The 11,803-nt window shown below is 61.4% G+C and carries 8 protein-coding genes; 5 read left to right on the forward strand and 3 right to left on the reverse strand.

Features of this window, described 5'->3' with window-relative positions; translation table 11 throughout:
* Both mutL and VN887_11955 read right to left on the reverse strand, forming a co-directional pair.
* Positions 1-1,486, reverse strand: a 1,486-nt coding sequence (gene mutL, locus VN887_11950) for a DNA mismatch repair endonuclease MutL (protein HXT40716.1), incomplete at its 3' end; no start/stop codon positions are given.
* Between the two features lie 80 nt (positions 1,487-1,566).
* Positions 1,567-2,685 carry an ATP-binding protein gene (locus VN887_11955; protein ID HXT40717.1) on the reverse strand — a complete coding sequence of 373 codons (1,119 nt, stop codon included), beginning with the start codon at positions 2,683-2,685 and terminating at the stop codon, positions 1,567-1,569.
* Positions 2,686-2,901: 216 nt separating this feature from the next.
* Here VN887_11955 and wecB point away from each other — a divergent pair, with 216 nt between their 5' ends.
* On the forward strand, positions 2,902-4,032 hold the full coding sequence (wecB, locus tag VN887_11960) for a UDP-N-acetylglucosamine 2-epimerase (non-hydrolyzing) (GenBank protein ID HXT40718.1): 1,131 nt from the start codon (positions 2,902-2,904) through the stop codon (positions 4,030-4,032).
* A gap of 9 nt (positions 4,033-4,041) precedes the next feature.
* Here the strand turns inward: wecB and VN887_11965 are convergent, their stop codons facing one another.
* The gene (locus VN887_11965) at positions 4,042-4,413 is read right to left on the reverse strand and encodes a response regulator (protein ID HXT40719.1); all 372 of its coding nucleotides are present in this window, start codon (positions 4,411-4,413) and stop codon (positions 4,042-4,044) included.
* Positions 4,414-4,801: 388 nt separating this feature from the next.
* On the opposite strand from VN887_11965, the gene VN887_11970 reads away from it, so the two are divergent.
* The 4 genes from VN887_11970 to nfrB all read left to right on the forward strand — a co-directional run.
* A complete protein-coding gene (locus tag VN887_11970; GenBank protein HXT40720.1) occupies positions 4,802-7,102 on the forward strand; it encodes a cellulose biosynthesis cyclic di-GMP-binding regulatory protein BcsB in 2,301 nt (766 codons plus the stop codon).
* Positions 7,099-8,754 carry a DUF2334 domain-containing protein gene (locus VN887_11975; protein ID HXT40721.1) on the forward strand — a complete coding sequence of 552 codons (1,656 nt, stop codon included), beginning with the start codon at positions 7,099-7,101 and terminating at the stop codon, positions 8,752-8,754. Before VN887_11970 ends, VN887_11975 begins: the two co-directional genes overlap by 4 nt.
* A complete protein-coding gene (locus VN887_11980) occupies positions 8,754-11,474 on the forward strand; it encodes a tetratricopeptide repeat protein (protein ID HXT40722.1) in 2,721 nt (906 codons plus the stop codon). Before VN887_11975 ends, VN887_11980 begins: the two co-directional genes overlap by 1 nt.
* The coding region (gene nfrB / locus VN887_11985) for a glycosyl transferase family protein (protein ID HXT40723.1) at positions 11,474-11,803 on the forward strand (330 nt) is incomplete at its 3' end. The genes VN887_11980 and nfrB, both read left to right, overlap by 1 nt.

Here is an 11,803-nt window from a genome sequence, read left to right on the forward strand (position 1 = left end):
AGAGAATCCGCTCGTGCGCCGCATGCTGGTCCATCAGCACCAGGCCGCGATCGGATTCAAGGACGACGTAAAGCCTGCCGATGACGCCGACCAGACGCAGAGGCACCTTCAACAATGGCACGGCGGCGGTGGACACCGACGAAAAATTTGATTGAAGACCACGGACTGTTGAGGACGAAACCGTCGAAGGGGAAGGATTCACCGTTGCGGCCGGCGCTGCGAGCGTTGCTTGCGACAAGGGCGGCAGCCGGTTTGAAATCGGTTCGGCCGGTGGCGACAGGAGGTGCGGCAAGTCCTTCGTCTCGGGAACGACTGGGGCAGTTTTGTCAGACGGGTTCCGCCCGGCCTTCGGGACTTCCGCCCCTGGCTCAGGCCTGCCTTTGGCCGCGGACGCCGCCGTGTGAAATGCGAGCAACGTGCGGCGCACGGCTCCGGCCACTTCCCTGCGCACGGCCCTTTCGCGCCGAAACTTCACTTCCCTTTTCGCGGGATGGATGTTGACGTCCACTTCTGCGGGGTCGAGTTCGAGGAGCAAACAGCAGACGGGATAACGGCCTTTCATCAATGCCGTGTGATAACCTTCAAGCAACGCGTAGTTGAGCGCGCGATTTTCCACAGGCCGGCGGTTGACGAAGAGGTGCTGGTCCTGGCGCGTCGCCCGCGAAACTCCCGGCGCGCCAATGAAGCCCCAGATGCGGAGGGACGAGCCACACTCGCCGGCCACGGGGGGGGCCTCGCGGAATTCGTCAAGCTCATCCCCGGAATCGATGTCTGCGGTCACATCCACCGGCAGCAGCTTCATTTCCCCTCCCAGCAACGCGCGCAACCGTTCCCGAAGCGCAGCCAATCTGGACACAGGCCGGTCGTCGCTCTTCAGCGGCGGCAGCTGCCAGACGACACGCTGGTCCTGGAGAAAGGTGAAGCCGACCCCGGGAAAAGCCAGGGCCGCCAGCGTCAGGTAGTGCTGGACGTGGGTGCGTTCGGTTTCCTCACTCCGTAAGAATTTCCGGCGGGCCGGCAGGTTGTAGAACAACTGACGCGCCTCGACGCTCGTTCCCGGCGCATGGCCGGCGGACTTGACGTCCATAATCTTCCCGCCGTGAACGATCACCTGCACGGCCCCGTGAGAGTCGCCGCCACGCTCGCAACTCGTAAGCGTGAACCGGCTGACGCTGGCGATGCTGGGCAACGCCTCGCCGCGAAAGCCGAGGGTCCCGATTGCCACGAGGTCCTCGGCCTTCTGGATTTTGCTGGTGGCGTGGCGTTCCAGGCACAGTAGCGCGTCATCCTTGCTCATGCCGAATCCGTCGTCCGTGACGCGAATCAGGCTGCGACCTCCCGCCTGGATTTCGACCGTAATGCGGCTGGCGCCCGCGTCGAGCGCGTTTTCAACCAGTTCCTTGACCACGCTCGCAGGCCGCTCGACGACTTCCCCGGCGGCGATCTGGTTGGCGACCAGTTCGGACAGGAGGCGGATGCGGTTCATGCCGATAGGCTAGAAGCAACGCCGGGAAAATCGAATGGAATTTTCCTCCCGGTGTCAGCCGTGGGCGACGACGGATCCCGTCAACCCTTGTGCCCGTCTTCTCTTCGAATCGGCAGGCTGAAGGCAAAGATGGCACCACGGCCCGGCTCGCTGCGGGCATTTATTTTGCCGTAGTGGTCCTCCACGATTTTTCTGCAGATGGAAAGACCAAGGCCCGTGCCTTGCGCCTTGCCGTAGGTGGCGAAAGCCTCGAACAACCGGGGCGCGATTTCCGGCGCGATCCCTTTGCCGGTGTCTTCGATCTCGGTCTCCACTTCATTTTCATGCCGCCGAAACCGGATTTTCACCTTGCCTCCGTCCGGCATGGCGTCGCACGCGTTGTTGATAATGTTGTAAAAGACGTGCGGCAACCGCGTCGGATCCACGAGCAGCGCAATCGCCGGCGGATCATTTTCCAACTCGACCGTCACTGATTTGGCCGCAACCTCCGACCGGATGTCGTCGACGAGTTGCTTGACGAAATCAGCGTAATCGGTCCGTGCCAGGACAACGGTGGAGGCCGAGCCGCGGGTGAATTCGAGCAGCTCGTTGATCATGTTGTTCAGGCGATCGATTTGTTTGCGGATGCGGTTCTTGGCGGTCAGGCGCATCTCGGCCGTGGCGTTGTCCATCGCTGCCATCTCGGCCGAGATGCCGATGATGTTGAGCGGATTCTTGAAGTCATGGACGATGGACCGCGCGAAACGCCCCACGAGCGTCAGACGTTCTGCCTGGAGGACTTCCTGGGTGTACTGATGGTTGAAATCCCGCATGCGCAGGCTGAACTCCTTGACCAGACCGACCGCCAGGTTCGGCGAACGAGCAAGGATTTTGAGCAAATCGTCCCGGAGAATGAAATAAACCTGGGTATCTGTCTCGGCTGTGGCGGTTGCCGAACGCGGCTGGCTGTCCAGTACCGCCATTTCACCGAAGAAATCACCTTCCCCAATCCGGGAGAGAACGCGCCGCTGATCCTGACCCACCAAACAGGTGATTTGCACCCTGCCCTCGACGATGATGTAGAGCCCGTCGCCGGGATCCCCTTCCTGAAAAATATTGCGCCCGGCTTTGTAGGACTTGAGTTGAGCGGTCTGTTCCAGAGCCTGTAATTCGGCGGCAAGCATTCCGCTGAACAGTTTGCTCGTTTTCAGGACAACCATGAGGCGCGAGTGTAGCGAAAAAACCCGCATCGTAAAGCACAGAGATGATGAACCGTACGTGACGCACGCACCACGAGCCTCCGGCTGCGCAGATTCGAAACCAGAATGAGAGAGCCATTCGCCCACGCATGCAAACGAACGCGAGAGAGACTGTGCGTGAATGCTGGAGTTTCCGCTCGCTTGTCGGCATGCTCGCCTCCGGTCGCACATCAACAAATGAAGAAACCGCGCGTTGCCGTGATCGTCGGGACCCGGCCTGAAGCAATAAAAATGGCTCCTGTCATAAGGGCATTGAGACAATCACGCGCCCTGCTTCCCGTGACGATTTCCACTTCGCAACATCGGGAGATGGTGCGCGAGGTTTTTCGCGACTTCGGCATTACCCGGTTTGACGATCTCCAGATGATGCGCCGCGGCCAGACCTTGTGGAATCTCTCGAGCCGCCTCGCAGCCGCGCTGGGCCGCTACCTTGAAGCGCACCCGGTGGACGCTGTGCTGGTTCAGGGCGACACATCCACGGCGTTGTTCGGCGGTCTGTGCGCCTTCTACCACCGAATTCCCGTGGGCCATGTCGAGGCTGGACTGCGCACCGGAGACCGTTACTCGCCCTTTCCAGAAGAGATCAACCGGCGGCTGCTGGGCGCACTGGCCACCTGGCACTTTGCGCCGACACGGGACGCCGTCAAACAGTTGAAGCGCGAGGGAGCGCCCGGGCGGGCAGTCTTTCTTACCGGCAACACCGTGGTGGACGCGTTGCGCTGGATGGCGCCTCGGAACAACGACATGACTCTGCGGAAACTTGTCGGCCGGGAAGGGATGAAGCGCCGACTCGTGCTGGTGACCTGCCACCGGCGGGAGAGTTTCGGTGCGCCGATGCGGCGGATCGCCGGTGCGATTGAGACGGTCGCGCGAGCGCATGATGACATCATCGTTCTCTTTCCGGTTCACCCGAATCCGGAGGTGCGGCGTGCCGTTGTACCACGCCTCGGTTCGGTGCCCAATGTGGTCTTGTGTCCGCCTCTTGATTACGCCCAGTTCCTCTCCGTGCTCAAACACGCGTGTTTTGTTCTTTCGGACTCGGGTGGGGTGCAGGAGGAGGCTGCGGCTTTAGGCAAACCGGTTTTGGTGTTGCGGGAGCACACGGAGCGCCAGGAAGGTGTCCGGGCCGGCGCTTTGAAGTTGGTGGGAGCGGATCCCGGGCGCATCACGCAGGAGAGCGAGCGCCTGCTGCGTGACGCGAACACGTACCGCAACATGAACAGGCCTTCGAACGTGTTTGGAGACGGCCATGCCGCCCGCCGCATTGTGAAAATCCTCGAGGAACGCCTGCGAAAACAGGCCCGCTAAACCTGCGGCTCAGGCGCAGACCAGCTTGTTCATGGCGCCGACCAGTTCAGCAACGCGAAATGGTTTGCCAAAGAAATCGACCTTCGGCTGGCTTGTGGCACGAATGACACCCGCCTTGTCGGGCGCTCCGGAAAGCAGCAGAAGCGGGGTTTGGTTGCCGGCCGCGCGAAGGCGTTCAAGAAATTCCACCCCGTCCATCCCGCCAAGCCGATAATCGGCGATGATCAGATCGAATTGTCGCGACCCGAGAATTTCGAGCGCACGCTCCGCGCTGGTCACTTCACACACGTCTCTGACACCCAGGGCACTCAGCACGTGGGAAATGGTTTCCAACGCCGCCCCGTCGTCGTCAATCACCAGAATCGAGGAAATGGCCTGCACAGCTACCGTCCAGCAGCAGACATGCCACTGGCGAATGGCCCGTTAAACGCGGAGCCGATCACTCCCGTCACACACGGTTGTCCCCCGTCGAGTCCATGATCGAGACACAGTGAGGTGAGCCAACATCCTGCCGCTTGCGTAATCGCAAATGCTCGTCATTCCTCTCTGAGCTGTGCGGACGATGATTGACCAACCCGCGAACAGCGTTTACAACTTCGGCATCGTTCGGACCCAACAACTCAAAAGTGGTGTGCCCTTTGAACGTCTATTCGTGAAATGAGGACGCCGTGTTTCCGCGGCGTGGCCCGAAGCTGGCGGCGCTGATTGATACTTCGGAGCGCCGACAGGCCGGGGGCATGGACCTTTCTTCGCGCCGGTCCGGTTGAAAATGCACAACAAGCACGCAGGTTTCTTTCTGTTCTGCGCAACGCTGATTTCGTCTCCGTTGACCGGACAACCAGCGGGTAGCGTCGGACGCGAGGGACCCGCCGGGACCGTCGAATCGATTTCCCTTCCGCTAATCCGGACCGATCAGGAGCAATTCAGCGGGGACTGGGCCGTCAAGGATTTCTTTGTTCGATTCCCGGAACATATCGGCTTTCGTGGCGGCGGCGAGCTGCGACTTGCTTTGTACCCGACCCTGGAGGTCCTTTCGCGCTTGTGCACCATCAACGCCTCGCTCAACGGTAAACGGCTTTCGGGCGCCACGGTGGAGGGAAAGAATCTTACCAACATCAACGACATCGCCATTCGCGTTCGCTTTCCTGTCCCGGACGGCTGGCTCGCGCACGGGTGGAACCGTGTTACCGTTGGATTCATTCTGAAAAAACCCGACGTGGACCCGGGCGCGGCACCCGAACCGGGAACATGGACGATTCGCCAGGCGGACTCATTTCTGACGACCCGATTCGAACGGTTGCCTTTGTTTCCTGAACTACTCCGGTTTCCTGGCTCCCTGGGCGAGGAGAAGCTCCTCCACGCCGGGCGCGACTCGACCGATCCAAAGCCGATCACAGTGACAGTGCTGTTTCCTGCGAAAGTCCGCGCCGCGCATCTGCGCGCCTGCGCTGTCATCGGCGCCCGCCTGGGTCAAACCGGCTACATGGACGTTGACGACTGCCGAGTCGCTCCCATTGAGGATTGGCAGACGGAGATGCGCGATCGAAACGGTTTGATCGTAGGGCTGAAGGACGAGGTTGCGAGTGTGTCGGTGCCGCCAGACGTGACTGAAAAACTGGGATCGCTGCGGGCCGGGCAGGGATTAATCGCTGAATTCATTCAAGGCGTCCTGCCGGACCAACATCGGTGGTTACTCGTGGCGGGAGCCGACGACGATGGTCTCGAGAAGGCGGTCCTGACACTGGGCAGTGCCGCGGCGCTTGAGTCAGCGCCCCCGAACCCCATCGTCATCGACACAACGCCGGCTGTTTCTCCAGAACTGGAGGCGATTGCGCAGCCGGGGGCGACGCGAGTTTTTCTCAAGGATTTGGGTGTCCGGCAGATCCGGCTGAGCGGCATTCACACGAGTGAACAATCCATTTCGGGCTGGCGTTTGCCGCCTGGTTTCGAGCTTTCCTCCGGCGTGCTACACCTGCGATTCAATCATTCGACTGCTCTCCTGATTCCGGGATCTTCGCTTGAAATGCTCGTCAACGGCATAAAAGCCGGGACGGTCGAGCTTGCGGCGGATACTGCGGCGGCGGGATTCACCGACGTGTCCCTACCCGGGGGGTTGAGTGGCCGCGATCCGATGACACTCACATTTCGCGCGCGGCTGGACGTGGCGTCAGTCGAATGCGATGCCCGCAAGGAAGAAGAACCATGGGTTGCTGTTTCCGGCGATTCGGAGTTGCAGACGACGCCTTCTCTGACGCGTGTCCAAGACCTGAGCCAGGCCGGTCGGCTTCTCCTGCGCGACAGCTTCCTGCGTCGCGCCGCTTTTTTGGTTCCCGAAAACCCGTCGCGAGAAGAACTGCGATGGCTGCTGGCGGTATCGATGACTCTGGGAAAACAGCTCCCTTCATCGCCCGTGCTGTGGCCGGAGGTTTGCACCTATTCGAAAACATCCCCGCCTCCGGTGGTGCGCCTGGCGGACCGGTCGGTCGTCTTACTGGGTGCGGTCGGTCAATGGGACGCCGCACTGCCGCCCGAGTCGCCGGTGTTGGTAACGATCACCGATGAAGATCGCGGCTCTGCCCGAATGCAGGGACGCGAAGTGAACATCGCCGCTTTTGAACCCACGCTTACGTTCATGCAGATGATGACCTCGCCGTGGTCTCGAGGTGAATTGCTCGTTGCCGCCGGAGGCTGGCGGGAGTTCACCACCCCGACCCTTCTCCGGATGTTGACGGCGCCGGAGGCGGCCAGCCAGCTGCACGGCAATGTTTGCGCGATGGATGCCCTCGGTCGAGTCGCGGCGTACGATACACGGAACCCGGCGCGCGACTCGCTGGCCGAGCGAATTCAAAACAGTATCCCGGCCGGCCTCAGCGTCGAGGAGACGCAGGAGCGTTTGGCGGCGCAGATGTCCCGTCTGCGCGGGCAGGGCCGTGCAAACACCATCGTGTTCTACACCTGCGGCGTTCTTTTCATTCTGATTGTCGGCTGCCGCTTCCTGTTTATGTGGGAGCGCGCCCATCTTTTGAAGCAGGCCAGTGTCCGCCAACACTCGATCGGGGAGATTTCATGAGACCGTCCGCAACCGCGCGTATCATGATCGTCCTGAACGCCGTGTCGCTCGCGGCGCTCCAGGCCGCGACCGAGGCCCCGATGCGGCCCGTCGCGGGTGCCGGTGCTGAAGCGCGAACGCTGGTTTTTTATGCGAATACGCGTCCGGCCTATTCGCTGGCAAACGGTCTTGAGGCTCTGAAACTGCACCTCCAACGGGTCGCCACCCGTGTGGAAGTAATGGTGATTTCGAATGCAACGCCGGATCGCGTTGCCGGCGCGGACTACATCGTGGTGTATTGCCCGCAATCCCTGCCCGACATGTCAAATGACTTTCTCCATTCGATTGCCGGAGCAAACAAGCCGGTGCTTTGGATCGGTTACGGCGCGGACAGACTCGCGGAGATGGCTCCGTTCAAGGGCCAGTTCGACATTTCCGAGTTCACCGCGGCCAGAAGTGCCACCAAGGTGAGTTATAGGGGACGCGATTGGCCGGTCGCGGTGGATTCGTGGATCCCGGCCCGTCTTGCGACCAATTCCACCGCGCAGGTGTTGATGTCGGTGCCGGACCCGGATTCGAGTCCGCAGGCGACAAGCCCGCTCAGTTGGAAAGCGGCCCACGCCACGTTCTTCGCCTCCGATCCCTCCGTCGGAATGATGGGATTGTTGTTCGAAGATCTGCTGTTCGATTTTTTCGCGGTCAAACAATTCCCTGCTCCGCGCGTTTTCCTGCGGATCGAAGATTACCATTGCCAGTGCAATCACCGTGAATTTCGCCGCATGGTGGATTACCTGTTCGCGCGCGGCCATCCGTTCATGGTCGCCGTCCGTCCGGATTACCGCGACCCGTCGTCCGGTGAACTGCGCGACCTGGATTCCCAGCCAGAATTCGTGGAGGCGTTGCGTTACGCGGAGCAGCGGGGCGGCCGATTGGTCATGCGGAGCGGTTCGCGCGCCCACGCCAACGAAAGGGACGAGGGGTACGAATTCTGGGACGCGCAACTTGACCGCCCGATCGCCGGGCAAACGTCCGAGTCTGTCAGCGATCAGTTGCGCCAGGAAGCCCGCCGGATGTTGCGCCACGGATTGCTCCCGCTGGCTTGGGAGACACCGGACTACGCGGCTTCAAGCGCCGCGTATTCCGAAATCGCGCGCGGGTTTTCAACCGCGATTGAGCGCGTTCAACTGTCGGATGCGACATGCCTGGCGAACGCTGAAACCGGCGGGCTGACGATTGACAGCTACGGACGCCTGATCGTTCCGGAGAACCTCGGCTATGTGCGGGACACGCCTTCGGGGTTCGACGACCCCATCAGGTTGCGCGCCGAAATCATCACCCGGTTGCGCGGCGCGACGGCGGGTTGTTCCATCCACCCCTATCAATCCCTTGAAAAGCTCGCTGCCGTGGTGGGAACCCTCGAACGATTTCAGGTTCCGTTCCTTGATCTTGCGGATTTGGACAACTGCGTCGAACTGCCGGATGCCCTGTTACTGACGGGCAATGCCCGGCGCACGATCAGACTGCGGAACATGGCGGTACGATCCAGGGCGTACGATCGGACGGGCAGGCTGCTGGTGGAAAAACGCGAGCCAGTTGTTACGTCCGGGGAAAGGACATTCCAACGGACTGGCGCGGGTGACTGCGAACTTTTCGAGTTTAACGAGGCGAATTGATGAGGAAGGCCTTTCTCTATCTGGCATCGATGGTGTTGTTGGTGACACGCGCATCGGCAGCCGGGACGGAGGTCGGAGGCGGTGACTCCGCCCGGTTCCAGGCGTACAGTTTTTATGAGCAGAAGCGGTTTGAAGAGGCGGCCGTGCTGTTCAGGGAGTACGTCGAGCAGAACCCCGCGGACTTGCGCGCGGCGTTTGATTATGCGGCGTTGCTGTCGCAGTTGAATCGGCATGACGAAGCTGCGAACGCCCTCGAAAACATCCACAAGAACAATCCGCGATACGAGGTCGCCTATTTCCGGCTTGGAGTCGAATATGTCACCCTCAGGCGTTACCCGGAAGCAGGTCGGGTTTTTGCCGAGCTGGAGCGTTCCTCGAACCACGATCTTGCGCTTGCCGCGATCGAGGCCAACCGCCGCCTCCAAGAGGACGTCGCGCGAGAAAGGCGTTTTGAAGCCGAACGCAGGGTTTTCGATCTGGCCGGACAATTCAAACATCAAGAGGTCATCGATGCCGTCAACGCGTTGGAAAAGACCGCTCCGCTGTCCTTTGCCATGGCGATGCAACGGCTTTATGCGCTGCAAAGCCTGGGCCAGTATTCGCTCGCGCTGGATATTGCCAGTCGCCTGTCGCTTGACCACCCCTCCGCTCCCGATCTTGCGTTGCTGCGTGCTGACCTGCTGGCGCAGATCGGACGCCGTCCTGAAGCGGTTTCCATCTGGCGACAGATCGAGCGCGACAACGCGGGTACGGCGTCCGCGGTTGAAGCCGCGCGTCGCCTCCAGGCCGCGGCTGAACTGGAAGCGGGGGAGCGTGTCTTCGATCTGGCGCGACAGCAACGACATCACGAGGTTGTCGAGGCCATCAATGATCTCGAAAAAACGGGTCCTGTGTCCCTCGTGTTGGAAAAGCAGCGGATTTACGCCTGGCAGGCGTTGGGGCAGCAGAACCGCGCGTTGTCCCGCGCGAACAAACTTGCGGTGGTCAACCCGAACGACGCGGAACTGGCGCTGCTCCGGGCCGGGCTGCTGAAGGAACAGGACCGGTGGGATGACGCGGCCGAAATTCTTCGGCAAGTTGCGCGCGACCATTCCGGCACGACCGCGGCATTCGAAGCGGAGAGACAACTCCGCGCCGATTCCGCCCGCCGCGAAAAAAACAGGGCCGTGACGCACGTCTTCGACGAGGACCGACGACACAACCATCGAGCCGTTGTCGCGGCGATCGACGAGTTGGAGAAACGAGGGGAGGTCGATTGGATTCTACAACTGCAACGCCTCTACGCGCTGGAGGCGCTGGGCGAATACTCCGTGGCGTTGGAAAAAGCGGCCGCGCTCGCCGTCGCACATCCCCGGGCCACCGACCTGGCGCTGTTGCGGTCCCAGCTTCTGGCCGAAAACGATCAGCGCGACGAAGCGATCAAGATCCTGCAGCAGTTGCGGCAGGATTTCGCCGGCACACCGGTGGCCGAGGAAGCCGCGAAGCGGCTCAATGAGGTCGCCGTGCCTTCCGCCACGCGCCGCGCCGAGCAGCACGTCTTTGAACTGGCGGCCCGGAACCAGCACCGGGAGGTTGTCGCCGCGGTGGACGAGCTGGAGGGGCGGGGTGAGCTCCCCTGGTTGATACAAATGCAGCGGCTGTACGCGTTGCAGGCGCTGGGCGAAACCGCACGCGCGCTCGAACTAGCCGGGCGGTTGACCGTGGGCCATCCGGAGGCAGCCGACCTCGCGTTGCTGCGGGCGGATTTACTCATCCGCGCGCGCCGCTGGCAGAACGCCGCGGCGGCACTGAAACAGATCAAACGCGAACATCGCGGCGAACCCGTCGCGCAAGAAGCGGACCGGCGGCTTGAAGCGATTCCATCCGCAGCCAATCTTGACCGCTGGTACTGGGGAGAGGCTTACCTGTCGGGAGATTATCTCGGCAGGTTCGGAACGCTGGTGGGTTCGGGATTCGTGCGGCACGGCACTTTTGTTCCGCACGCGCGCTGGCTCCAACCCTTCCAGGAATTCCGCTTCTCCGTGGATACGCGGTCGCGCATCGGAGGTCAGCGGAGCGTCATCTCCGATAACTTCACGGACGTTTCTTTGGGGCTGCGCGCGCAACCGTTGGCGGCGGAATATTTGTATTTCTATGTTTCGGGTGGATTGAACAAAGACCTGCTGGGCCGACGGGACGGCGGGAACTGGACGGAGGATTTTCGCGCCGGGGTGTATGGATTCAAGTCCTGGGGCCCCGGCACCGTCCTGCGCGCGATCACTCCCGGGGAACTCATCCCCACGACCGGTTTCGTGCCGGCTCTTTCGGCCGGCGAGGAAACAGCGGAGCCATCCGCGGCAAGGCGCTTTTTCTGGCGACTGGACTGGTTCGCCGACGCGGGCGCCGATTTTTCATACTACAAGCGATATGCGGACTGGATCGGATACGGTCAAACACACGAAGGATTCCGCGTTTTCCAGCTCGGCGCGCACGTCGGTTTCGACATGTACGCGGTCCAGAACATCTCCTGGGATGCGAGGGGCAACTACTTCGACAACCTGGTGGAACTGGGGCCCGGTTTGCGCTGGCTCTGGGCGCCGCGCCGCGGACTCGAGGTCGTCCTGCGTGGTGAATGGCTCAAAGGTTACTACATGGGTCGGGATGATCGGGGCACGCGCGGCAACTCCGAGGGCCGGTACGACGACTTTCGCGCCGGTCTTTCGGTCGGCGTCAGGTGGTAATGGACCTCATCGAACAAACCAGTCTGATCCTCGCTTACGTCGCCGCGATCGGATTCCTCGTCAGCGGACTCGACGATCTTTTTTTTGATTCGCTGTTTCTGGGCTATCTGTTCAAAAACCGGAAAACGCCGCCGGTTCCGCTCAAGGAGTTAAAGCTGGCCCCGGAACAGTGGGTCGCGATGTTCGTGCCGGCATGGCAGGAGGGCGGGGTGGTCAACAAAATGGCCGAGTACGCCGCGCGCGTGGTCCTCTACGAGAAGTACGACATTTTCATCGGGGTCTATCCGAACGATTCCGAGACGATCGCCTGTGTTGATAAAATCTGCGCG

The sequence above is a fragment of the Candidatus Angelobacter sp. genome, assembly GCA_035607015.1.
GTDB lineage: Bacteria > Verrucomicrobiota > Verrucomicrobiia > Limisphaerales > AV2 > AV2.